Raw genomic sequence first — 23519 nt, 5'->3', positions numbered from 1 at the left:
TTCTTTATTTAATTTTATGTTTTTTCTCGCGACCAAGAAAAAACGCATACCTCGCTTATCGAGGGCGGCGTATTCTAAGCGAAAGCCGGTTATTACTCAACCATTATATTGGGACTTGGGCGTATTTATGTTGTTTTTTATTATTAGCAATATGGCTTAAGTTGGACTGATTAGAATGAGGGGAGGGCAAGTGAAATCGATAATGGAGAAAGCCTTAGCCACTGGCAAAGTGACAAAGGCTTTTTTTAGGCGTTAAGGAACTTGGTAATTGCTACTATTGATGGATATATCGTAAAGTTTACATGCCATTACTTTCATATTGTGCTGGCTGATAGGGTTATTTGATTGCTCTAAATCATACCTAACTTCGATAATATCAGGGTTATCTACGGCTACAGGGAAAACACCTTTCATTAACAAACGTAAATAAGCGAGTATTTCACCATGTTCGTATACTCTATATATGGTTAAACCTTGTTTGCTTTCATTCCTGATTGGTGCCGGTATCGAATAAAAACCAGTGACTATCGATGGGTCAAAGGCAATGACTTGGTCAACTCTTTTATCGGCGTACGCAGCTTGTTGTGCTAATCCCCCGCCTAGGGAGTGACCCGTTGTGATCACTTTATACTCATTACCCCATCTATTCTGAATGTAATCTAACAAAGGTGAGATTAAGTCTTCAACTTGTTCATATTGATCCCACAGCAAAGGGATAGGTCGTGTTATCCATCGTAAATTAGCTGCCCAGTCTTCATATTCATTAAAGTCTGTACCTCTAAAAACAATTGAAATGATTTTGTCATTATCGTTGACCCACACTTCATAACCAACCACACCAACTTTGATATTCCACTCTGGAGTGACAGGGAAATTAGGTAAGTCGTTTGGCATTATCATTGACCATTGCTGCAAGTTAAACCGTTTTCCGTCGTCAACACATGAATTACTGGTTTCGTATGTCTCGTATACATTTGCACTTAATAAAGCAAAATGTTCCACATGGGTTAAGTTTTTGTCAATGCGGCCAGTTGGGATATCAATTACAGGTAATTGTTTAGGCTCATGAGGTTTATCTCTATAGATTAGGTGGTCTTTTTTTTGGGGAAAAGTAATACAACCGGATAGTAAAGACAGTAATAAAAGTATAAATATAAATTTCATATCAAACTACTCCTTGTAAATAAGAACATAAAAGTAACTTAATCAAGACTCCCGCAGCATATTACTAATACGCTCGAATAAGCTTTACCAATTAAAGAGGATATTTGGAATATGTACAAATTTATCGTTGAATTAATGTGGTTAGATAATGGTTAAAAGCGCGAAGGTTGAGTGATAAAAAATTACTATGGGAGTTTTCTGATTTAGTCTATCAAAATTGGGTAGGTTAAAAGGGGTATCTGGATAAGAAAGGAAGGAGTAACGTTAATATCGATGTTGTTTTGCCATCAATATTAACGTTATCAAACTTGATTAAGTAACCAAGTTTATTTTACTTCTTCACCTGCAGCTTGTTTGTCTGCATGGTAACTAGAGCGAACAAAAGGACCACTGGCAGCGTGTTTAAAACCTAGTGCATCCGCTTCGGTTTTGAACATGTCAAATTCAGCTGGCGGCACATAACGTTCAACTGGTAAATGATGTTTACTCGGTTGTAAGTATTGACCTATGGTTAACATATCTACGTCATGTTCACGTAAGTCTTTAAGTACAGCAAGGATCTCATCATTGGTTTCGCCTAAACCAACCATTAAGCCCGATTTAGTATCAACTTCTGGGTGCATTTGTTTAAAGCGTTTTAACAACTCTAATGACCATTTGTAATTAGCGCCAGGTCTAGCAAGACGATACAAACGAGGCGCTGTTTCCATATTATGATTAAATACATCAGGTGGAGCAGTCGATAGTATTTCAAGAGCCGTATCCATACGACCACGAAAGTCAGGCACTAAAATCTCTACTTTAATTCCTGGGTTGTGCGCTCGGATCGCTTTAACACAATCAGCAAAGTGTTGTGCACCGCCATCACGTAAATCATCTCTGTCTACTGATGTGATTACCACATACTTTAAACCCATTTCTTTAATGGTTAAGCCTAACTTTTCAGGCTCTTCAGCATTAGCCGGAAGTGGTCTACCGTGACCAACATCACAGAACGGACAACGACGAGTACAGATGTCACCTAAGATCATGAACGTAGCCGTACCGTGATTAAAACATTCAGGTAGGTTAGGGCATGAAGCTTCTTCACAGACAGAGCTTAACCCTTGGCTACGCATCGCTTTTTTTAGGTTATCGATTTTTTCACTTGATTTAGGTAAACGAATCTTTAACCAATCAGGTTTACGTAACATGGTTTCACGTTCAGAAGGCATTATCTTTACTGGGATTAATGCCATTTTGTCAGCATCTCTTAATTTAACACCAGCTTCTAATTTTGAAGATTTTACAGTAGTCATTATTTTTACCTAAAACACCTAATCGTGAAATTAATTATTTTCTAACCCTACAAGGGTTGTGATCTCTGTAGCGTTTAAAGACGCCGCTAGTATTTTTGTTAATCCATTTGCTGCTTCGGCCACTGTTTTAGGACCGTTGATTTTACTTGTTTGTAACATCTCTAGACCGGCATAACCACAAGGGTTAATTCTTAAAAATGGCGCCAAATCCATATCAATATTTAATGCTAAACCGTGAAAACTACAGCCTTTGCGAACTCGTAACCCTAATGACGCTATTTTCATTTCATCAACATAAACGCCTGGTGCATCTTTTTTAGCATAGGCATTGATGGAATATTGTTTTAACAACTCAACAATAGCGACTTCTATTTGTGTTACTAAATCACGAACACCCATTTTACGTCGTCGTAAATTTAGGAGTAAATATATTACTAATTGACCTGGTCCGTGATAGGTCACTTGCCCACCACGGTCAACTTTAACAACTGGAATGTCACCAGTGTTTAATAAATGTTCTTCTTTACCAGCTTGGCCTTGAGTAAATACTGGGTCGTGTTCCACTACCCATAATTCGTCAACAACAGAATCATCTCGATTATCTGTGAAGTTCTGCATGGCGTGCCAGATAGTCTGGTAATCACCAGTATCAATTTGCCTGATTATTAGTTGATCATTAAGCTCAGTCATTATTTGAACTATAAAACGTATCGGACAATATCGATAGCGCCCAATTCATTGTAAATTTGTTCCATTTGCTCTTTGCTGGTTACTGTTACAGCAATAGATACCGCATGGTAAGTACCTTTGGAGCTAGCTTTAATCTTTGGTGTGTAATCATTTGGCGCAATGGTTTGCAAAACTTCGATGATTTTAATTGGCAAATCGTCTTGGGCTAACCCCATTACTTTAAATGTCTGTTGGCAAGGAAAGTCCAATAGTTGATCAAAATGGGTGTCTTTAACTGTCATAAGGTGCGGCCTATAAAAGAAAAAATATATCGATGGATAATACCAAGCCGACCTAAAAGGTCGGCTCAATTAAAAAGGGTTATTACACGTATTACAGGTCGAGTTTTAAACGAACGTAATCTTTAAGTTTTTGGAATAAACTACCTTCATTTACTTCATCAAGCGCAACCAACGGGTATTCAGTGATCACTTCGTCTTCGATTTTTAATACCAAAGTTCCAACCACTTCACCTTTGCGAATAGGCGCTTCTAGCTCTTTATCAAGCGTAAAGTGCGCTGTTAGCTTTTCTCTGAATCCACGAGGAACCGTAATTGCAGTACTTTGGTTTATGCCTAAACGAACTTCTTCTTTGTCACCCATGTAAATACGTTGTTTAGCAAACTCAGTACCTGCTTCGTAAGCTACTAGTGTTTCAAAGAAACGGAAACCGTAATTAAGTAACTTTTTACTTTCTTTGCTACGCGCTCGTTCACTAGACGTACCCATAACAACAGCAACTAAACGCATACTGCCTTTGGTTGCAGATGAAACTAAAGAATAACCTGCAGCTGCAGTGTGGCCTGTTTTAATGCCATCCACTGCTAATGTTTTATCCCATAACAAACTGTTTCTGTTTAATTGAGATATGTTGTTAAAGGTAAAGTCTTTTTCTTTATATAGGGCGTATTCTTCTGGCACATCACGGATAAGTGCAGCACCTAACGTCGCCATATCTCTTGCTGTTGTCATGTGTCCATCGGCTGTTAAACCATGGCTATTTACAAAATGAGAAGATTTAAGACCGATTTCGTCAGCGTGAAAATTCATGATCTGTGCAAATTGTTCTTCACTGCCTGCGATATGTTCAGCCATTGCAACACACGCATCATTACCACTTTGAATAACGATACCGCGGTTTAAGTCTGCAACTGATACTTGTTTGCCAACTTCAATGAACATTTTTGATGAACCCGGGAAATTTTTAGCCCAGGCATTTTTACTGATTGTCACCATATCGTTAATCGAAATAGTGCCATTTTGAATCTCTTTACCAATGACATAACTGGTCATCATTTTGGTCAGACTGGCTGGGTTTAAACTTTCATCGGCATTTTTTTCAGCTAGTACTTTTCCGGTTTGGAAATCGACTAAAATAAAAGCTTTAGCGTTGATCATTGGAGGATTTGGTACCAATAGTTTGGCATTTGAAACAAATGAAAGGGTACACAAAGAAATACAAACTAACTTAGATAATAATTTTTTCATTTTTTTCCGATATAGGTTGAATATGATTAACGAGAATAAGAAGCGGTATTATCCACATGAGACTAACGCGTGTCTAGGGTAAAGGTAGCTTTCGTAGTGGATTTAGTAGATTAAGACAATTAAAAATGTCAGTTTTGATAAACAAAAAAAAACAGCAGAAATCACAGTAATAAAAATGATAACGAATAACGTCAACTTAACTAAGGTAAACTGCTCTCAACGATCGTTTTATTGTACTCATGAACCGACAGTTGGTTGCTAAATGATTCGGCCTCACTTTTATTTGCAAAAGGGCCAAATAAGAGGGCGACTTCATTATTAGATTGGCTAGATGAAAATTTTTGGTTCAACATAATGGATAAACCTTTACCGATTTCTTCGGCGTGTTCAAGGCTCTCTATCCCACTTAACTTGACATGGAACTGTTGCAGCACGTTTTCTTGTTGAATATCAGTTTCAGGAAAAACAACTTCTAAATGGACTTGTGCCGTACCAGTGTCATACACGCCAATTTTATAAGCCGCGGCATAAGATAAGTCGATTATTCTATCTTGATAAAAAGGGCCTCGGTCATTAACTCTGACGATAGTGGACTTGTTATTAGCGAGATTTGTTACTTTGACAAAACTCGGCAGAGGTAAGGTTTTATGCGCCGCGCTCATTTGATACATATTATAAATCTCACCGTTTGAGGTTAGGTGACCGTGAAACTTTTTACCATACCAAGAAGCTGTGCCTTTAGCGGTATATGGTTGTCGTTGGGTATGAGGCACATATTTAATACCTTTGATACTATAAGGGTTGTTGCCCCGCCCAATCCCTTCAGACGTCACAACGGCGTCTTTCAGCTCTAATAACGTTGGCGGTCTTGTTGGTGCGCTGTCATGTTTATGTTGATAACGACTTGTTGTACAGGCGGTTAGGTAGATAATAAACAGTAATGAAATAATCAGTTTTAACATAAACAATAACTTAAGTTGCTAATAATCGTTTGTTGGTTGCTATGGCCATTAATATGCCAAAACTGGCCATCAAAGTAACGATAGATGTGCCACCATAACTAACAAGAGGTAAAGGGACTCCAACCACAGGCATTAAACCCGAAACCATACCAATGTTTACAAATAAATATACAAAAAAGGTTAAAATCAAACTACCTGCGAGCAGTTTGGTAAACCCTTCTTGTGCGCGAATAGCGATAATAGTGCCGCGAATGATGACAAAGGCATAAACCGCCAATAATAATAACACCCCAACAAATCCAAACTCTTCACTAAATACCGAAAATATAAAATCGGTATGACGTTCAGGTAAAAACTCCAATTGTGATTGAGTCCCTTGTAACCAACCTTTTCCCTCAAGTCCACCTGAGCCAATTGCGATTTTTGATTGGATAATATGGTAACCAGAACCTAAGGGATCACTTTCTGGATTTAAAAAGGTTAAGACTCGTTGTTTTTGATAAGAGTGCATTAAGTAAAACCATAAGATAGGTAAAAATGCGGCGAACAAAGCAATTAAACCAAACAGTATTCTAAATCGTAATCCCGCTAAAAATAATACAAAAAATCCGCTGCTCGCGACCAACAAAGATGTCCCTAAATCAGGTTGCTTGGCAATCAATAAAGTAGGAAGGGCGATGATACAAAAGCTTATAAATGTATGTTTATTAGACGGCGGTAATGTGTATTTACTTAAAAACCAAGCCATCATCATTGGCAGCGATAGTTTCATTACCTCTGATGGCTGGAATTTAGTGACACCTAAGTTTAACCAACGTTGAGCGCCTTTACCCATATCGCCAAATAACAAAACGGCAATCAGTAAACCCACGCCAATAACAAAAATATGTGGAGCCCATTTTTGATAAAAAAATGGAGAGATTTGCGCAACGACCATTAATACACATAGGCCGATACCAAGACGAAACATTTGACGAATCGCCATGTCGATATCTTGACCGCCAGCACTGTATACCACCAAAACACTCAGTAACATTAAGGTTAGAATACCTAACATTAAAGGTACATCTATATGGAAGCGGAACCAAATGGAACTTCGGCGTCTCTCATTTTCAGTTTTAACCATCGTTTACATCCACAGTTGGGGCGGTTGTTGTTAAGTTACGTTTACCAGATAACCCTAAGCCAAAATAAAGGTCTAACATCTTACGAGCGATAGGTGCCGCATTAGCACTACCTCCGCCGGCATTTTCCACGGCAACAACAATAACAATGCTCGGGGCTTCAAAAGGGGCAAAACCGACATACATGGCATTATCTCGATATCGTTCGGCCACGTTTTCTACTTCATATTCTTCATCTTCTGCCAAGCTAAACAACTGAGCCGTACCTGTCTTACCGGCTGAACTATAAACGGCATCTACAAAGGCAGTTCTGGCGGTACCATCAGATGCATTAACTGTTTCATACATCGCATCTAATACGGTATCCCAGTGTTTTTTATCTTTGATATCGATTGGTGCTCTGTGTCTCGTAGGAGTTTCTTGGTATACACCATTTTTGGTCATTCCAGTGACTAATCTCGGCTCCACCACTTTTCCACGATTAACTAGCGCAGCAGTAGACATGGCTAATTGCACTGGCGTTGCTGTCCAATACCCTTGACCAATACCTATAGAGATAGTGTCGCCTTTATACCAAGGCTGTTTAAAGCGTGACTTTTTCCACTCTCGAGACGGCATGATTGCTTTGGACTCTTCAAATATGTCCACGCCAGTGTAATCACCAAATCCAAACTTAGTGCCAAATTCACTGATGTTGTCTATGCCTAAACGGTAAGCAAGATCATAATAAAAAATGTCACAAGATTGTTTAATCGACAGTAACACATCAACATGACCATGACCGCCAGGCTTCCAGTCTCTAAAACGGCGTTGACCTTCCACATTTGGAATATGCCAATAACCTGGATCTCTAATAGTGGTATGTTTTGTAATTAAGCCTTTATCTAAAGCTAACAGAGCAAGTTGAGGTTTTATGGTTGACGCAGGTGGATATTGCCCTTGAGTTACTCGGTTTAACATAGGTTTATCTTTTGAACCTATGATCTTTGAATATTCAACTTGGCTGATACCATTTACAAATAAGTTAGGGTCGTAAGTTGGGTTACTATAGAAAGTTAACAAAGCACCATCTCTTGGGTCCATGGCTATGATAGCGCCTTTATTTTCCCCTAAGATTTCTTTGGCTTTAATTTGCAACTCAACGTCTATAGATAAATGCAGATCAGTGCCTGAAACTGGCGGTGTAACACTTAATTGTCTTAAAATTCGACTGCGGTGGTTAACTTCAACCTCTTGGCTACCTGTGATGCCATGCAATTGATTTTCGTAATAACGTTCAATGCCGAGTTTTCCAATGCTACGAGTCGCGGCATAATTTTTAATTTGGTCGGTGTCTTCCAGTCTTTGTAAATCTTTCTTATTAATTTTTCCTACGTAACCTACGCCATGAGTAAAGTACTCACCAAAAGGATAATGTCTTGCTAAACGCGCTTCGATTGATACGCCTGGGAATCGGTGCTGATGCACAGAAAACATCGCCACTTCTTTATCGGATAATTTAGATTTTAACGGCATACCTTTAAAACGACGACGATATTTGATGGCCCGTTTAAATACTTTTATTTGCTCATCACTGATCTCTATTATTTTGCCAATTTCTGTCAGCGTTTCATCCATATCTGTGATTTGTTCTGGGACTAAATCCAAACTAAAGGTCGGTTCATTTCCGGCTAATAACTTGCCATTTATATCTTTGATTACACCGCGGTTAGGCGGAATAGGTTGGACTTTTATACGGTTGTCATTAGAACGTGTTTGATAGGTTTTATAAGAACTGATTTGTAAATAAAATAGATTGGCGATGATCAACAATAATAAACTGCCTACCCCTATTAAAGAGATAATTGCTCGACGAGCAAATAAATTAGACTCCGCGGAGTGATCTTGAATATGGTAAGAGTTTCTACGCATTGCTAATGACCCTTATTCTCTATGATAAGGATGGTTATTGTTCAAGCTCCAAGCCCGATATAACCCTTCAGCTACAATGACTCGTACCATAGGATGAGGCAGAGTCAGTGGCGATAATGACCATTTTTGTTCAGAACGTTGAATGCATTCAGGGAAAGGCCTTCAGGCCCACCGACTAATAAACTGACATCTCTGCCGTCCATTTGCCAGCTACTTAATTGTTTGGATAACTGATGGGTATCCCAAGGTTTACCGGTCACTTCTAATGTTACGACTCTATTCGATGCCGGAACGTGGGCGAGCATTTTCTCGCCCTCAATTTGAAGTATTCTTGTTATGTCAGCATTTTTTCCGCGTTTGCCAGCGGGAATTTCGATTAATTCAAATGCGCAATCTTTAGGAAAGCGTCTTTGATATTCGGCGAACCCCGTCGCAACCCAAGCGGGCATTTTGGTTCCAACAGCCACAAGTTGAATTTTCATTCAGTACAATACCTAAATTGATTATTCGTCAGAAGACGATCTATTTGACGGTTGCCATAGTTTTTCAAGCTGATAAAAGTCTCGTGTACCTTCTTGCATTACATGCAATACTACAGGTCCCATATCAACTAATACCCATTCACCTTCATCTTTCCCTTCTACACCTAGTGGTGTTTCGTCAACCGCTTTAGCTTCAAGTGCTACGTGGTCAGCGATGGATTGAACGTGTTTTTTGGAATTACCTGAGCATATCACCATAAAATCAGTGATAGTTGAGGTTTTACTTACATCTATAGTAATGATGTCACGGGCTTTAAGATCGTCAATTTTATCTAATACGAATTCGAGGATTTGTTGATTTTGCAAAGTGCTAATAGACCTGTAGTTAGCTTTTAATTAGCTTAGATTCTACTTGTCTAATGGCTTAGAGTACAGGCCTAAAATAACCTTAAACTGTATGAATTAGAATTAGCGGGTGATTAACCACTATTTGTATAAGTTATGTGTGTTTATGTAATGTTGAACCGACGTCGGCAGTAACGATAACTCTTTCAAGGATTTATTATTAGATTGGTTATACATGGCTTTTATTTGGCTGGATGAAATATCCACCTCAGTAACAGATGTTATTGTTATTTGGCTGTTTAAATAAGGGCGTAATTCTTCACACAGCTGCGATTTACTAAATGAAACCCCGGGACGTTGCATTACTAACAGATCACAAAATGACAAAATTTCCTGCCACTTAAACCAAAGATGAAAACTCAGCAGTGAGTCCATGCCTATTAAAAAATACAAATGGTGTTGAGGATACGACTTAGCAAAGTATTCAATGGTTTTTCGTGTATATGACGGGCTGGTTAATTGAGTTTCGTAATCACTGATTTCAATGGTTAATTGCTCATCGTTAATGTCTTGCAACGCTAATTTAGTCATCTCTAAACGATGCAAACTATTAACACTAGGTGTGTCTTTATGTGGTGGTATGTGGCACGGTAAATAGATAAGTTTTTCAGCATTGATTGATTTTGCCGATTCAATTGCAGGGACGATATGGCCGTTATGAATAGGGTTGAAGGTGCCACCATAGATAACGATTATTGGTTTATTGCTTAACCCCATAACGTTAAATAAACTCTGCATCTAACGGCAATTTAATGTCAGCTAACTGGGTTGCGCCGGTTAACATCAGACAAACATGGACAAACATGGAATAAGGACAGGTTAAGGTATGAAATTTTATAGCTTGATCAATTTGACTGAGTTGATTAACTGCAACATTTAAAATTTCAGCCGGTATTCGTTTGGCCTGATTAAGGTAAACCGCTTGTTTGTTTTTCCATACTTTATGTGTGTCTAAAATAGACTTAGTGTCTAAATTGTAAGTCAGTGCTTGATTCAGTTGCTGAATCAGTAAAACGTCTTTTTGTAACGCCCAAAGGATGATGTTTGGCTCCAACTCTTCTATCTTTAAACGCTCGATAATATTGACACACTGCTTGGCATTGCCTGCCCATAACTGATCGATGAGTTGAAAGACAGAATACCTAGATTGGTCGGCGACTAGTTTTTCAACATCTGAAAGTGTGATGTTTGAAGAGGAAAGTGCCATCGAAATTTTCTCTAACTCTTGCGCACAGGCCAGTAGATTGCCTGCTGTGTACTCCAGTAGATAAACTTGCGCTTCATAAGCCATTTGCATTTTACGTTTGCTTAATTGGTCTTTTAACCAACGTTGCAAATGATTACCATCAATATCATATACAGGAATATAGATACCTAAGTTATCTAATCCTTTAAACCAAGCCGCTCGTGTTTGGCTGCTTTCTAATTTGGGGCCAAATATGACTAAACAAGTATCAGCAGAAAGTTGTTCTGTAATTTGTTTAATGGCGTCACTGCCTGCTTTTGGTAATTTACCTGTGCTTAATTCGAGTTCGATTAACTTGGTTGAAGAGAATAAAGACATGGATTGACAATGTTCCACTAATTCATCCCATTCGAACTGATCGTCATCAGACAGGCGAATAAACTCTTCTACCCCTTGTTGTTTTGCCGCTTGTTTTATCTGTATACGACAGTCGTTTATCTGGAAGGGTTCATCACCAAATAATAAATAACAAGGCGCTAGACCGCCTTTAAGTGTATTGGTTATTTGATTGGCATATATTTTCATGCTGGTTACTGTATGCCATTAAGTTGGGACATGATGCGATCGCTGGCTAACACTCTTAACTCTGACAGTATCAATTCACGTTCTCTTTCTTTACCTAATGCATTATTGGGGTCGTCTTGAAACTCACGGTTTAGTTCAAAGGCAAAATGTTGAGTTGGTTTATTTGGTAACCTAACTTCAAATTTAACTTGATAAATAAGCTCGTACTCTGCGACTTGGCCATTAGGAAATAATGACAGGGTACGGCGCTGAAACGCTTCTGGCAGAATCTTTAACTCGGCATAGTCTGGATTAAACTTAGGCAGTAAGTTTACTTTATTTTGGCTAAGCCTGAGTTTGACTTGTTTGGCCAAAGGGCTAAATTTTTTGGTAGACGTTAAATATAAGGTTTGTAATGAGTCTGGAAGATAATAATGACCCTTTAGTTTAAATCCGCAACTGGAGGACAATAAAGCCAGCGAGAGAGTCATAAATAGAAATACAGATTTGATCATTTAAATGGCGCTTATTATTAAGTGAGATTAGATTTAATAAGTCTGTTATTAAACGCTATTTAAAAAGGATTTAAAAGCGATAAGAAAGAAGCCAAGTATAAACTTGGCTTCTTATTAGACTTGTTAGTGATTATTACTTAGTTAGCGACAATGTTTAACACTTTGCCTTTAACAAAAATAACTTTTCTTACGGTCACGTCAGTTAAGAAACGTTCAACATTTGCAAAACCTAACTCTTTAACTTGTTCTTCATTTGCATCAGCAGGTACGGTTATCTTGCCACGTACTTTGCCGTTAACTTGAATGATGACCAGTTTTTCATCTTCAACCATTGCTGACTTATCAGCAACTGGCCATTGTGCATTTTCAACGTCGTTCCCGTTACCTAACATCGCCCATAAATCATGACAAACATGTGGTGTAATAGGTGTTAGCATAATAACAATCGCTTCCATACCTTCTGTTAACACTGCTTTATCTGCTTCTGTCTCTAACGGCGCTTTAGCAAGCTTATTCATTAATTCCATAATGGCAGCAATGGCCGTGTTAAACGTATTACGACGGTCTAAATCGTCGGTCACTTTATCTATGGTTTTATGAACTTCACGGCGAATTGATTTTTGCTCGTTGGTTAACGTAGAGAAATCAAAATCTTTAACTAAACCAGCGTCAATCACATCGTTCGCTAATTTCCATACACGTTTGATGAAACGATGTGAACCTTCAACACCCGTATCAGACCATTCTAATGTTTGCTCTGGCGGTGCGGTAAACATCATAAATAAACGCACTGTGTCGGCACCAAGTTTGTCGATAACTTGTTGTGGGTCAATACCGTTGTTTTTTGACTTAGACATTTTAGACATGCCTGAAGAAATTACCGGTTGACCATCCTGAATATGCCATGCTTTTGTAACTCGGCCTTTTTCATCACGTTCAACATCAACTTCCGTTGGTGATATCCAAACTTTGCCGCCATTGTCAGATTCACGGTAATAGGTTTCAGCTAATACCATGCCTTGACATAATAAACGTTTAAATGGTTCGTCAGACTCAACTAAACCAACGTCACGCATTAGTTTGTGGAAAAAACGTGCGTACAATAAATGTAAGATTGCGTGTTCGATCCCGCCAATATATTGATCTACAGGTAGCCAGTAATTAGCTTGTTCAGGATCTAACATCATGTCGTCAGACTGTGGTGAACAATAACGAGCGTAATACCAAGATGACTCCATGAAGGTATCAAAAGTATCAGTTTCTCTAAATGCCGCTTGGCCGTTTATTGTGGTTTTTGCCCACTCAGGATCCGCTTTAATAGGTGACGCTGAGCCATCCATAACTACGTCTTCTGGTAAAATAACCGGTAAGTCTTGTTCAGGAATTGGAACCGATGTGCCATCTTCTAATGTTGCCATTGGAATTGGCGCGCCCCAGTAACGTTGACGAGAAACACCCCAGTCACGTAAACGGAAGTTAACGGTTTTTTTACCTTTGCCGTCTTGTTCTAATTTAGCAACAATAGCGTTAAACGCTTGAGAGAAATCTAAACCATCAAATTCACCTGAATTGATCAAAGTGCCTTTTTCAGTATAAGCAGCAACCGATAAATCAATTTCATCATCTGAAGTAATAACTTGTTTAATATCTAAACCGTATTTAGTGGCAAATTCCCAATCACGTTGGTCGTGCCCTGGAACCGACATTACCGCACCAGTACCGTAACCCATTAATACAAAGTTGGCAGTCCATACAGGCACTTCTTCACCAGTAATAGGGTGGATTGCACGGTAGCCAGTATCAAAGCCAAGTTTGTCCATGGTGGCCATATCAGCTTCTGCGACTGACTGGCTTTTACATTCTTCAATAAATTCCGCTAACTTAGGGTTCGTTTCTGCTGCTTTTAATGCAAGAGGGTGTTGTGCAGCAACGGCAACATAAGTCACACCAATAAGCGTATCTGGACGTGTTGTGTAAACTTCTAACGATTGGTCTTCACCAACAATTTCAAATTTAATATCTGCGCCTTCAGAACGACCAATCCAGTTTTTCTGCATAGTTTTAACTTGCTCAGGCCAGTTATCTAATTGGTCTAAATCAGTTAATAGCTCTTCAGCATAATCTGTGATTTTAATAAACCACTGTGGAATTTCTTTTTGTTCTACTAATGCACCTGAACGCCAGCCTCGACCGTCAATAACTTGCTCATTAGCTAAAACAGTCTGGTCAACTGGATCCCAGTTTACGGTCGCTGTTTTTTTATAAACTAAGCCTTTTTCATACAACTTAGTGAAAAACCATTGCTCCCAGCGATAATATTCAGGTGTACAAGTGGCCACTTCTCGGTTCCAGTCATAACCAAAACCTAAAGAGTTAAGTTGGTTTTTCATATAATCGATATTTTCGTATGTCCACTTAGCTGGCGCTGTTTTGTGATTGATTGCTGCATTTTCAGCAGGCAAACCAAACGCATCCCAACCCATAGGTTGCATTACGTTTTTGCCATTAAGTCTTTGGAAACGAGATATCACATCACCGATAGTGTAGTTACGTACGTGCCCCATATGCAGGCGACCACTTGGATATGGCAACATTGAGAGGCAATAAAACTTTTCTTTGGTTTTATCTTCCGTCACTTTGAACGTTTGATTTTTTTGCCAATGTTGTTGAACTTTTTGTTCAATTTCCTGATGGTTATATTCTGCTTGCATGGTTAGATCTCAGTTTGCGGTTACGCTTTAACGTCTGTTTTCAGGCGTAATATGATTAGTTTCGGCACAATTTAAATTAGAAATAATATAGAAAAATTGCCTTAGAAAATTAAGGCGCTAAGCATATCGAATAAGGCTCTTAGCAACAAGAGAGGATATGATAAAAAACAGCAAATTGAGTAAAAAAAATCAAGTTTAAAAATTGAGGTGTTTAACGCGTAAAACAAAATAAATATTCAATTACTTTTTGCTCACTCAGAATTACAAAGTGCTTATGGTGCATTTTTTGTCTTTGGTTTTCACACTGAGGTTAAGAACTAGGATGGATAACAACATTAAGGTTTATAAAATAAACAACTAGTAAAAGGGTTACTGCTTAGTTAACAATAGTCATAAATTTAAAATCGTCATAGGCCCTGTCATGATAAAGCAACTGGATAATGTAAATGAAAACATAGCTGAGCAGATTTATGCTGTGTTTCAACACGCTTATAGAATAGAGGCCGACTTAATTGGTGTGGTCAATTTCCCACCTCTGTCTCGTTCAATCAAAGATATTCAAGGCTCGAAGACACAGTTTTATGGTTTCTATGTAGACCAAATAGTCGCGGCGGTCATTGAAATTAAATTAGAAGGCCAACAGCTAAATATCTGTAGTTTAACGGTTTCCCCTAACTATTTTAGGCGAGGGATTGCGGACACCTTGATAAGTTATGTCTTAGGATTAAGCTACTTTAGTAAAGCGCTGGTGGAAACCGCCGTGGTTAATCTACCTGCGATAAAATTATATGAAAAACATGGGTTTATTGAATATAAACGATGGGTTCCATCGCATGGCATTGCCAAAGTCGCTATGAGTCGAATCTGTTAAATTCAAACAAGGCTTAGTGTAATAAAAAGTAAAGTAATGGAAGCGGATATGGTTAAACGAGATGGTATTTCCCCATTATGTTTTACGAATGATTTCCTTTACTTGACTCATCATATTATAAAAAAAGAATAGGGGAACAAAATGAAAACGATTGGATTGTTAGCCGGGATGAGTTGGGAGAGTTCCGCCGGTTATTATCGTAGTATTAACCAAGGAATAAAAGACACCTTAGGCGGATTACATTCAGCCAAAATAGCGATGGTTAGTGTTGATTTTGATCCCATTGAAAAATTACAACACAAAGGGGATTGGGCTGGGACGGCAGACATACTTTGTGATGCGGCTAAACATATTGAGCTTGCGGGCGCTGACTTTTTACTAATATGCACTAATACTATGCATAAAGTCGCACCACAAATTGAACAAGCTATTGATATTCCATTGCTCCATATCGCCGATGCCACTGCAGAAGAACTGGTAAGTAAAAATATAAAATCGGTGGGGTTGTTAGGCACATCATTTACCATGGAGCAGGCGTTTTACAAAGGGCGGTTGCAAGATAAATACGGGTTAACCGTTTTGACTCCAAATGAAACAGACCGACAAGTCATCCACGACGTTATATATAATGAGCTCTGTTTGGGTCATGTTCTTCCCGCCTCAAAACAGCAATACTTACGTATTATTAATGATTTGTCGCACAATGGCGCTGAGGCTGTTATTTTAGGTTGTACAGAAATAGGTATGTTAATACAGCAAAGTGACACAGATGTTACCCTAGTCGATACCACTCAAGTTCATGCAAATAAAGCGGTGGAATGGGCTACTAAATAAACATAATAAAAGTATGCTAATTGAAAATACGCCTAGCAATTAAAAAGTATAAAGAAATATCAAAATGAAACATTTTATCTATACCGTTATTTGCCTCTCTGTCGCATTTTAAATACATGTTAGCGGCCGCAGGGTAAGGTTTAGACGACTTAAAACTTGTTCTTAAATACAATGGTTTGGCTGGCTAAGCTAAATTGATTTATTGATTTGTCTGTAAATTCTGAATCACAGTGTTTATTAGGCTGGTGGCGAAATACAAGCAATTAATAAAGAGTAAATAATCTTCGATATGAAGCAGAATGAAAAAGGAAAATCGGTAAATGGGAACTGACCCAAGAATGGTGGATGCGAAACGGATTCGACTTTTATCTGTCATCGGTGCAGTATTACTGAGTAGTTTTATTGCTGTTGATTTGTCAGTGTTAACTGATCCCTTACAAGAGATATATTTAACGTCTCGTCTGTTAATGCAATTACCAGTATGTTTTGTTTTCTTTTTACTTACATTTTTACCAGGCTATCCCAAAATACACCAAGAGACAGTTTGTACTGTTGTACTGGCTTTGGTTTTCAGTAATTACTGGGTCATTGTGCAATGTTGGGAGTTGGAACAGTTTGTTTTTCCTTACGAAGGCACCTTAGTTTACAGTTTATTTGCATTATTTGTTTTTCGAATAAGATTCAGTACCGCCTTGGTTTTATGTGCTATTTCATTAGTAGGTTTTGCCATTTTATTATTTAACTATCCTGTTTATGGTGATTTAAATTCAATTAACTTTGGTTTTGTTATTTGCTCCATGTTCGTGGGGTTAATAGGTGTCTATCAAATCGAAAGCGGTTTATCTAAGCTTAGAACGGCAAACGGTAAATTATTTGAACTCAGCCAAATTGATCAGTTAACCAATATTTATAATCGAGGCACCTATGAAACCAGATTTTCAGATCAGTTAGAGTTTAACAAACGAACGGGCAATACCATGTGCGTGTTTATTGTCGATTTAGACTCGTTTAAAAAATACAACGATGGTTATGGTCATGTACAAGGAGACAAGATCATTCAGTTGCAGGCAGAGATGTTAAGCAAAACGTTCCGTCGTACTACGGATATTGTCGCCCGTTATGGTGGAGAAGAGTTTGTGGTGGTCACCACCAATAATACAGAACAAGAATGTGAACAATTAGCCCAACAAATTATAGCTCAATGGGAAACTCAACATATTCCACATAACAATAGTGATGAAACAGGGCATGTGACTTGTTCTGTTGGTTATCACTTTGAACGTGTAGATAGCAGATCGCGAAAAGAGAAAATAGTGGAAAAAGCCGATTTAGCGCTGTATCAAGCAAAAGCAAATGGTCGAAATTGTTTTGTTCGTTATCAAGAAGACATGATTGACGTTAGTTAACGCTTTAGGATTAAGGATATTTGACAATGCAGTTGGGTAAATTGATTTATTTCTGCGGTAAAATGGGAGCCGGAAAGTCGACCGAATCTAAAAAAGTGGCCGTTAGCATCAATGGGGTATTAATTTCTGAAGATGATTGGTTATCTGCATTGTATCCAGAACAAATTTTAAGCTTTGATGATTACATTCAGTATTCAAATCTATTAAAACCTTTAATAAAAACCCATGTGCAACATTTATTACGTATAGGTACCAATGTAGTGTTGGACTTTCCAGCCAATACTAAAAAACAGCGTCAATGGTTTAAGCAATTAACTACAGAAATTTCAGCGGACAGTGAACTCATCTACTTAGAAGCTGAGAATGAACTATGTTTAACCCACATAGCACAAAGAAGAATAGAACAACCCTCATGAAGTGCTTTTGATACTGAGGAGGTGTTTCATCACGTGAATCAATATTTTGAGGCTCCAACCCCAAATGAGGTCTATAGTCTAACCGTTATTAAACAAACTTGTTAATAGATATAAGGTTATTAGTCGTTTACCCCTAGTTATTAAACTTGAAGAGAGAATAATGATAAAAAGTTTATGTTCCTTAATTCTATTACTTAGTTTTAATTTACTCGCGAATAAGCCATTTCCCAATGTTTTACAGCTAGCACCAAATCAATCATCTCCAACGGCTAATTTAAATGCAGTGAAGTGGATGGCTGGGCATTGGCGAGGAGAAGCATTTGGTGGAATAACGGAGGAAGTTTGGTCTGCGCCATTAGGTGGAAGCATGATGGGCGCATTTAAGCTAGTTGTTGATAATCAGATAAGTTTCTATGAGATAGAGGCCATATCGGAACTAAATGGCAGTTTAATATTTCAGTTAAAACATTTTGCTAAAGACTTAAAAGGTTGGGAAGAAAAAGACGATACCATTGATTTCCCCTTAGTTAAGGTCACCCCTAATAAAGTCTATTTTAATGGGTTGACGTTGGAGCGTGTCAATAATGACGAAATTAATATCTATGTTGTTATTGAAGATGATGGGGGTAAAACGGAACAAAAATTTAACTATAAAAAAGTGAAATAACCACCTTAATATTCACGTCCATTAAAATCAGATGTAATTCATAAACAAGCCAGCACTGCATTTTAAAAACAAAACATATTGAAAGAGAAATCACATAATCTAGGTCTAGTAAACTCGCATCTAATAATCAAGATGAGAATAATGCCAATTTTCTTAAGTACTTAATGAAATTGGTATAAGTACACAGCAGAGTTAGTTTAAAACACGGAGTGTTCTAATTTTAGAATGCTTTTATTCAGCACCATAATTTGTAAATGAGTAATTATATGAAAATGAGCACGCGGTTGATCGTCGGTTTTGGAACCTTATTGTTGATGATGTCTTTATTAACACTAATCGGCATTAATAGAGTTAACTCGATAGATCATATTCTGACTCAAATGACAGATGTTAATTCTAAAAAGCAGCGATACGCCATTAATTTTCGGGGTAGTGTACACGATCGTGCCATAGCATTACGTGATGTGGTTTTAGTGCAATCTAAAAGTGAATTTGACGCGACTGTAAAGTTAATTAAAGACCTTGATAATTTTTACCAAATCTCGGCAAAAGCGTTAAACCGCGAAATCTCTGCTGATATGCATATGAATAGAAAAGAAAGTGAAATATACCAGCGCATTCAAAGCATTGAAAAACAATCAGTGGCGTTGTTAGATCAGGTTATTAAACAAACTAAAAATAATAATATTGAACAAGCAAAACAAACGTTACTTAATAAAGCCAGACCTGCCTTTGTAACTTGGTTAAACACGATAAACGAATTTATTGATTACCAAGAAGGGTTAAATAAAGTGGCGACGGTAGAGGCGAGAGCTGTCGCCAGTGGCTTCCAGAATTGGATGATAATACTCACTTTAGTGGCGTTAATACTTGGTGCGGCGTTAGCCTTTTTTATCTTAAAACGAATTGAAGAGTCTGTAGGTGGTGAACCTCAAGAAGCGGAAGATTATATTTCTCATATTGCTCAAGGAGATTTAACCGGATCAATAGTAACAAAATACAACCGCAGTATTATGGGCTCAATTGTTAGCATGCAAAGCACGTTGAAAAAAATAGTGAATAATATTTCACTGTCCTCTAGTGAGCTATTACAGCGTGCAGAAACCGTGACACTGTCATCAAAAAGTTCATTAGATTTAGCAGAGAAACAAATTAGACACACTTCTTTTGTAGTGGACTCACTGCAACAAATGGCTGAACGAGTAAAATCAATCGTCAATATAGTTCACCAAACAGAAAGTAATTCGAGAGAAACTGTAAGTTTGTCATTATCTGGTCGTGAGGCCGTTCAGAAATTGGCAAATGAAATTGAAGATATATCTAGTACGGTCGCGAATACCGTTCAACAAGTTAATTTGTTAGATCAAACAGCAAAAGAAATTGGCACTATTATAAATGTGATCCGTTCTATTTCAGATCAAACAAACTTACTGGCATTAAATGCAGCAATTGAAGCCGCCAGAGCAGGAGAAGCGGGTCGAGGTTTTGCGGTCGTTGCAGATGAAGTTAGACAGTTAGCGCAACGAACCGGTGATGCTACCGGTGAAATCGAAACAATGATCTCACAAGTACAAACTAACACCGAAGCTTCGGTTACGGCGATGGAAACCACAGTGCCTAAAGTTGAGAGAGGGTTGGTGTTAACAAAAGAAGCAAGCAAATTACTGGATGAGATACAACAACAGGCAAATAGTTCGATGGAGAATGTTCTACAAGTGGTGAACCTGACGAGTAAACAAGAATCAACGATTGGCGATATTAAAGATTCAGTGACAGAGTTAGATCATATGTCGAAAGATACCAGTATGTCGTTAAAAGAAAGTTCTGAACAAGCGGATCATCTTGAAAAACTATCCTCAAAACTCAGCGCTGATATTGAATTTTTTAAAGTATAAAGCATGAATGTTAGCTAGAATTTGGCGTGCAACGTTAATGGCTTAAAAGGTAAATGTTGGAGCTTATTAGACATAATAACGTTAATATAGCGACGACCATTAATTACAGTGGTACAAACGGTTAATTCGATATAATGCTAACAACATAGTTAGCATTATTTTAACGTGAACAAGTTGTAACAAAGGCAATTTAGCATGATGAGCACCCAAATATATAAATCAGTACATGATTTAGCTGAGCAGTTAATGACAGCGGCGAAAAAAGAGGACAGAGAAACATTTGAATCTCTTTATGCAAAGTTACAATCAATCTGTATTGATAATGAAAGTAGCAATAAAGATCATCCTGTACAGTGGGAAACCCTTGCTGATTTTACTGAAGATCTAGAAGATGCTGTTGCCGGATATGCTAAAGCATTGGAAAAAGCTACGGCAATGAATTCTAAAGATTATATGTCTTCAATTGCCTTTTCTATGGCCACATTACAACTTGAATTAGGCCTGACTGACGAAGCGATTAAAAACCTAGAAGCGGCAAAAGCTAGTTCAAATAAGATTGAAGATAAAGAGCTTAAAGCGGAAATACATGATCTACTAACATCGTTATTAGAAAAATAACCGTCATCGCCATTAAGATCACTTAATGGCGAACCTATTTACCAGACAAGTATTAACGAGTAAGGCGTTTATCACTACCATCAGGTAATTAGGAACTTGTCCATATTTCCCTCAACCAGTTGGTTTTATTACATTATTCGCTATTTTTGGCTAATGTACATATTGTTACATCTTGCAAATCTTGTTACGTTTAAAGTGATACCATCACTATTGCCAAAGTGTGAACTCGTCAACTGAAAAGAATATAAGATGCCTATAATCAGTAAATTACTCCACATCATCCTAATCGTGTTAAGCCTAATGTTTATTAACCAAACTATGGCATCCGATATCGCGCATTCACTAAGAAACAATACGCAAGGTAATTCATTAACCGAAAACTATATCGAACTCGGTATTTTCGGATTTACTGGAGTATTACCATCGGTAAAAGAAGATGATGATGGCGTGAGTGGTATTGGTATTTTGGCCAATGGCAGTTTCAACATAAATGGTTTTTTCATTGAGAAACAAGGAGAGAGTCAGGAGCCTTTTGTATTTGGTTATAACGCTTATGATGACGACTTGTGGTCATTTGATATTGTAATAGCAACCACATTTGGTGGCTTACCGGATGACGATCGGTTTAAAGATCTTGATGCTCGTCGTGCATCCATTATGTTAGGAGGAAGACTTACCGGAAACGTCTTTGGAAATACTATTCAACTCTTGGCCAAAACGGACGTATCAAGTCATTCAAACGGCACCACGTTTTCTGCATTGTTAGGCCGTAATTGGCAAATACGAAATCTGAATCTTCATGCCATGATAGGCCTTAACTATATCGACGATAATCAAAGTAATTATTATTATGGTATTAACCAAAAAGAAGCCAATAAAACAACATTTGAAACTTACAGGGCCGCTGACCATTATTCCACAAGATTAGAGATAGGCGTAACCTATCCATTAACGCAACATTGGGTGTTTAGAGCCACAGGACAGGCATTTACGGTTTCAAATGAAGTAACTGACAGTCCTTTGTTTTTGAATAAACGTAAAGGCGGTGCGTTATTAGAGTCGAGCTTAAGTTATGTTTTTTAACAACGGATATTGTTATATGTTAATTCGTCAAAGACTGAATTTAGCCGAACCGCGCAAGACGATATTTGTTTTGGTGACTATGTTTATATTCACACTGTTATCTTTGCCGTTAAGTGCTAATACAGACATAGAAACAACGGCAGTCACTGAACCGATACTTAGATTACAAGTCTCACCGGAGCGTTGCATCGCGCTTCACAGAGGGCAAACCTGTTATTTAGATGTTGAGTTCAAATGGACGTTAGATGTCGTAGATGATTATTGTTTAATTAATACCACCACCAATGAGCTGCTGAAGTGTTGGAAACAACAAAAACAGGGACAACATATACATGAGTTTCAATCATCACAAAGCAACCGATTTAGTTTGATCACGAGAGCGGAGTCTATCGAAGTTGGTGCAACAAAAATAGAAGTGGCGTGGGTTTATAATTCTACGAAACGAGCAAAGTCAGGTTGGAGATTATTTTAATGGAAGGCATCAGCGCAAAACATATCATGTTAGTGGAAGACGATATGTCATTAGCCCAGTGGTTTAGTGATTATTTAATTGAACAAGGGTATTTTGTCACTATCGTAAATCGTGGCGATCTCGCTATTGAGTTAATAGAAGAAGATATACCGGATATGGTGTTGTTGGATATTATGCTGCCTGTTAAAGATGGATTTGATGTCTGTAAAGCGGTCAGAGCGTTTTATCATGGGCCTATTTTAATGATGACGGCTAGAGATCAAGAGACAGACGAAGTTTTAGGATTAGAGTTAGGAGCAGATGACTACTTAACCAAACCCGTTAAACCTAGGGTACTTTTATCCCGCATTAAAGCCTTGTTTAGGCGAGTGAATACCGACACAGCACTAGATAGCCATAACATCATCACATTTGGCAAGTTAACGATAGATAAAAAATCACGAAGCACTACATTAAACGGCGAAGTTGTTGCTGTATCTTCTAATGAGTTTGATGTGCTTTGTTATCTTGCAGACAAAGCAGGACAAATTGTTAGCAGAGAAGAATTAATTCAGAGTTTACGTGGAATTGAATACGATGGTTTTGACCGTTCTATTGACATCTTAGTGTCTAGACTTAGGAAAAAACTTGGCGATGACTCATCGAGCCCATTTCGGATTAAAACGATTTGGAGTAAAGGGTATTTATTCGTTCAAGATGCTTGGTAGTCCATTGGGAA

General features: G+C 38.0%; 23 protein-coding genes and 1 pseudogene. 10 read left to right on the top strand and 14 right to left on the bottom strand.

Annotated elements, in window-relative coordinates; translation table 11 throughout:
• Positions 1 to 252: 252 nt before the first annotated feature.
• The 14 genes and pseudogenes from RT723_RS06855 to leuS form a co-directional block, all read right to left on the bottom strand.
• Positions 253 to 1164, bottom strand: coding sequence for a Tle-like phospholipase domain-containing protein (locus tag RT723_RS06855; protein ID WP_315946433.1), 912 nt, complete (start codon positions 1162 to 1164; stop codon positions 253 to 255).
• A 326-nt stretch (positions 1165 to 1490) separates the two neighbouring features.
• The gene (gene lipA / locus RT723_RS06850) at positions 1491 to 2462 is read right to left on the bottom strand and encodes a lipoyl synthase (protein ID WP_216054412.1); all 972 of its coding nucleotides are present in this window, start codon (positions 2460 to 2462) and stop codon (positions 1491 to 1493) included.
• A gap of 30 nt (positions 2463 to 2492) precedes the next feature.
• Positions 2493 to 3152, bottom strand: a complete 660-nt coding sequence (gene lipB / locus RT723_RS06845; RefSeq protein ID WP_315946432.1) for a lipoyl(octanoyl) transferase LipB — start codon at positions 3150 to 3152, stop codon at positions 2493 to 2495.
• Between the two features lie 8 nt (positions 3153 to 3160).
• Complete coding sequence (gene ybeD, locus RT723_RS06840) at positions 3161 to 3433, bottom strand: DUF493 family protein YbeD (protein WP_216054410.1); 273 nt, start codon at positions 3431 to 3433, stop codon at positions 3161 to 3163.
• 91 nt (positions 3434 to 3524) lie between these two features.
• Positions 3525 to 4679: a serine hydrolase gene (locus tag RT723_RS06835; RefSeq protein WP_315946431.1), complete on the bottom strand. Its 1155-nt coding sequence runs from the start codon at positions 4677 to 4679 to the stop codon at positions 3525 to 3527.
• A gap of 200 nt (positions 4680 to 4879) precedes the next feature.
• Positions 4880 to 5641 (bottom strand): septal ring lytic transglycosylase RlpA family protein, encoded by a 762-nt coding sequence (locus tag RT723_RS06830; protein ID WP_315946430.1) that lies wholly within the window; start codon positions 5639 to 5641, stop codon positions 4880 to 4882.
• 10 nt (positions 5642 to 5651) lie between these two features.
• On the bottom strand, positions 5652 to 6767 hold the full coding sequence (gene rodA / locus RT723_RS06825) for a rod shape-determining protein RodA (protein WP_216054407.1): 1116 nt from the start codon (positions 6765 to 6767) through the stop codon (positions 5652 to 5654).
• On the bottom strand, positions 6760 to 8676 hold the full coding sequence (gene mrdA, locus RT723_RS06820) for a penicillin-binding protein 2 (RefSeq protein WP_315946429.1): 1917 nt from the start codon (positions 8674 to 8676) through the stop codon (positions 6760 to 6762). Before mrdA ends, rodA begins: the two co-directional genes overlap by 8 nt.
• Before the next feature lie 12 nt (positions 8677 to 8688).
• Positions 8689 to 9158, bottom strand: a pseudogene (rlmH, locus tag RT723_RS06815) (23S rRNA (pseudouridine(1915)-N(3))-methyltransferase RlmH).
• Between the two features lie 21 nt (positions 9159 to 9179).
• The gene (gene rsfS, locus RT723_RS06810) at positions 9180 to 9524 is read right to left on the bottom strand and encodes a ribosome silencing factor (RefSeq protein ID WP_315946428.1); all 345 of its coding nucleotides are present in this window, start codon (positions 9522 to 9524) and stop codon (positions 9180 to 9182) included.
• Between the two features lie 120 nt (positions 9525 to 9644).
• A complete protein-coding gene (gene nadD, locus RT723_RS06805) occupies positions 9645 to 10301 on the bottom strand; it encodes a nicotinate (nicotinamide) nucleotide adenylyltransferase (RefSeq protein WP_216054403.1) in 657 nt (218 codons plus the stop codon).
• Positions 10285 to 11334 carry a DNA polymerase III subunit delta gene (gene holA, locus RT723_RS06800; protein WP_315946427.1) on the bottom strand — a complete coding sequence of 350 codons (1050 nt, stop codon included), beginning with the start codon at positions 11332 to 11334 and terminating at the stop codon, positions 10285 to 10287. The genes nadD and holA overlap by 17 nt, the downstream gene beginning before the upstream one ends.
• Positions 11335 to 11339: 5 nt before the next feature.
• Positions 11340 to 11828: an LPS-assembly lipoprotein LptE gene (locus RT723_RS06795; protein WP_315946426.1), complete on the bottom strand. Its 489-nt coding sequence runs from the start codon at positions 11826 to 11828 to the stop codon at positions 11340 to 11342.
• A gap of 137 nt (positions 11829 to 11965) precedes the next feature.
• Complete coding sequence (leuS, locus tag RT723_RS06790; RefSeq protein ID WP_315946425.1) at positions 11966 to 14539, bottom strand: leucine--tRNA ligase; 2574 nt, start codon at positions 14537 to 14539, stop codon at positions 11966 to 11968.
• 421 nt (positions 14540 to 14960) lie between these two features.
• Here leuS and RT723_RS06785 point away from each other — a divergent pair, with 421 nt between their 5' ends.
• From RT723_RS06785 to RT723_RS06740, 10 genes are all read left to right on the top strand, one after another.
• On the top strand, positions 14961 to 15410 hold the full coding sequence (locus RT723_RS06785) for a GNAT family N-acetyltransferase (protein WP_315946424.1): 450 nt from the start codon (positions 14961 to 14963) through the stop codon (positions 15408 to 15410).
• A 141-nt stretch (positions 15411 to 15551) separates the two neighbouring features.
• The gene (locus RT723_RS06780) at positions 15552 to 16244 is read left to right on the top strand and encodes an aspartate/glutamate racemase family protein (RefSeq protein ID WP_315946423.1); all 693 of its coding nucleotides are present in this window, start codon (positions 15552 to 15554) and stop codon (positions 16242 to 16244) included.
• Positions 16245 to 16564: 320 nt separating this feature from the next.
• Positions 16565 to 17650, top strand: a complete 1086-nt coding sequence (locus tag RT723_RS06775) for a GGDEF domain-containing protein (protein WP_315946422.1) — start codon at positions 16565 to 16567, stop codon at positions 17648 to 17650.
• Positions 17651 to 17676: 26 nt separating this feature from the next.
• Positions 17677 to 18066 (top strand): P-loop nucleotide/nucleoside kinase family protein, encoded by a 390-nt coding sequence (locus RT723_RS06770; protein WP_315946421.1) that lies wholly within the window; start codon positions 17677 to 17679, stop codon positions 18064 to 18066.
• Positions 18067 to 18226: 160 nt separating this feature from the next.
• Positions 18227 to 18733 carry a DUF6265 family protein gene (locus tag RT723_RS06765; RefSeq protein WP_315946420.1) on the top strand — a complete coding sequence of 169 codons (507 nt, stop codon included), beginning with the start codon at positions 18227 to 18229 and terminating at the stop codon, positions 18731 to 18733.
• 266 nt (positions 18734 to 18999) lie between these two features.
• Positions 19000 to 20628 carry a methyl-accepting chemotaxis protein gene (locus RT723_RS06760; protein ID WP_315946419.1) on the top strand — a complete coding sequence of 543 codons (1629 nt, stop codon included), beginning with the start codon at positions 19000 to 19002 and terminating at the stop codon, positions 20626 to 20628.
• A 195-nt stretch (positions 20629 to 20823) separates the two neighbouring features.
• Entirely contained in the window at positions 20824 to 21246 is a 423-nt protein-coding gene (locus RT723_RS06755; protein ID WP_315946418.1) for a tetratricopeptide repeat protein, read from the top strand.
• Positions 21247 to 21495: 249 nt separating this feature from the next.
• On the top strand, positions 21496 to 22329 hold the full coding sequence (locus RT723_RS06750; RefSeq protein WP_315946417.1) for a MipA/OmpV family protein: 834 nt from the start codon (positions 21496 to 21498) through the stop codon (positions 22327 to 22329).
• 16 nt (positions 22330 to 22345) lie between these two features.
• On the top strand, positions 22346 to 22801 hold the full coding sequence (locus RT723_RS06745) for a DUF3019 domain-containing protein (protein WP_315946416.1): 456 nt from the start codon (positions 22346 to 22348) through the stop codon (positions 22799 to 22801).
• Positions 22801 to 23508 carry a response regulator gene (locus tag RT723_RS06740; protein ID WP_315946415.1) on the top strand — a complete coding sequence of 236 codons (708 nt, stop codon included), beginning with the start codon at positions 22801 to 22803 and terminating at the stop codon, positions 23506 to 23508. Before RT723_RS06745 ends, RT723_RS06740 begins: the two co-directional genes overlap by 1 nt.
• The last annotated feature ends 11 nt before the right edge of the window (positions 23509 to 23519 follow it).

The sequence above is a fragment of the Psychrosphaera aquimarina genome, assembly GCF_032461525.1.
Taxonomy (GTDB): domain Bacteria; phylum Pseudomonadota; class Gammaproteobacteria; order Enterobacterales; family Alteromonadaceae; genus Psychrosphaera; species Psychrosphaera aquimarina.
The sequence above is the reverse complement of the archived record's forward strand: the minus strand, read 5'-3'. Positions and strand labels throughout refer to the sequence as shown.

What these genes read in the sequence shown, in the direction of transcription:
- leuS (WP_315946425.1), bottom strand. Translation starts at nt 14,539, where the DNA reads ATGCAAGCAGAATATAACCATCAGGAAATTGAACAAAAAGTTCAACAA.
- RT723_RS06755 (WP_315946418.1), top strand. Translation starts at nt 20,824, where the DNA reads ATGATGAGCACCCAAATATATAAATCAGTACATGATTTAGCTGAGCAG.
- RT723_RS06785 (WP_315946424.1), top strand. Translation starts at nt 14,961, where the DNA reads ATGATAAAGCAACTGGATAATGTAAATGAAAACATAGCTGAGCAGATT.
- RT723_RS06760 (WP_315946419.1), top strand. Translation starts at nt 19,000, where the DNA reads ATGAAAATGAGCACGCGGTTGATCGTCGGTTTTGGAACCTTATTGTTG.
- holA (WP_315946427.1), bottom strand. Translation starts at nt 11,334, where the DNA reads ATGAAAATATATGCCAATCAAATAACCAATACACTTAAAGGCGGTCTA.
- RT723_RS06745 (WP_315946416.1), top strand. Translation starts at nt 22,346, where the DNA reads ATGTTAATTCGTCAAAGACTGAATTTAGCCGAACCGCGCAAGACGATA.
- RT723_RS06835 (WP_315946431.1), bottom strand. Translation starts at nt 4,679, where the DNA reads ATGAAAAAATTATTATCTAAGTTAGTTTGTATTTCTTTGTGTACCCTT.
- mrdA (WP_315946429.1), bottom strand. Translation starts at nt 8,676, where the DNA reads ATGCGTAGAAACTCTTACCATATTCAAGATCACTCCGCGGAGTCTAAT.
- lipA (WP_216054412.1), bottom strand. Translation starts at nt 2,462, where the DNA reads ATGACTACTGTAAAATCTTCAAAATTAGAAGCTGGTGTTAAATTAAGA.
- ybeD (WP_216054410.1), bottom strand. Translation starts at nt 3,433, where the DNA reads ATGACAGTTAAAGACACCCATTTTGATCAACTATTGGACTTTCCTTGC.
- nadD (WP_216054403.1), bottom strand. Translation starts at nt 10,301, where the DNA reads ATGCAGAGTTTATTTAACGTTATGGGGTTAAGCAATAAACCAATAATC.
- RT723_RS06780 (WP_315946423.1), top strand. Translation starts at nt 15,552, where the DNA reads ATGAAAACGATTGGATTGTTAGCCGGGATGAGTTGGGAGAGTTCCGCC.
- RT723_RS06795 (WP_315946426.1), bottom strand. Translation starts at nt 11,828, where the DNA reads ATGATCAAATCTGTATTTCTATTTATGACTCTCTCGCTGGCTTTATTG.
- lipB (WP_315946432.1), bottom strand. Translation starts at nt 3,152, where the DNA reads ATGACTGAGCTTAATGATCAACTAATAATCAGGCAAATTGATACTGGT.
- rodA (WP_216054407.1), bottom strand. Translation starts at nt 6,767, where the DNA reads ATGGTTAAAACTGAAAATGAGAGACGCCGAAGTTCCATTTGGTTCCGC.
- RT723_RS06770 (WP_315946421.1), top strand. Translation starts at nt 17,677, where the DNA reads ATGCAGTTGGGTAAATTGATTTATTTCTGCGGTAAAATGGGAGCCGGA.
- RT723_RS06855 (WP_315946433.1), bottom strand. Translation starts at nt 1,164, where the DNA reads ATGAAATTTATATTTATACTTTTATTACTGTCTTTACTATCCGGTTGT.
- RT723_RS06740 (WP_315946415.1), top strand. Translation starts at nt 22,801, where the DNA reads ATGGAAGGCATCAGCGCAAAACATATCATGTTAGTGGAAGACGATATG.
- RT723_RS06750 (WP_315946417.1), top strand. Translation starts at nt 21,496, where the DNA reads ATGCCTATAATCAGTAAATTACTCCACATCATCCTAATCGTGTTAAGC.
- RT723_RS06765 (WP_315946420.1), top strand. Translation starts at nt 18,227, where the DNA reads ATGATAAAAAGTTTATGTTCCTTAATTCTATTACTTAGTTTTAATTTA.
- RT723_RS06775 (WP_315946422.1), top strand. Translation starts at nt 16,565, where the DNA reads ATGGGAACTGACCCAAGAATGGTGGATGCGAAACGGATTCGACTTTTA.
- RT723_RS06830 (WP_315946430.1), bottom strand. Translation starts at nt 5,641, where the DNA reads ATGTTAAAACTGATTATTTCATTACTGTTTATTATCTACCTAACCGCC.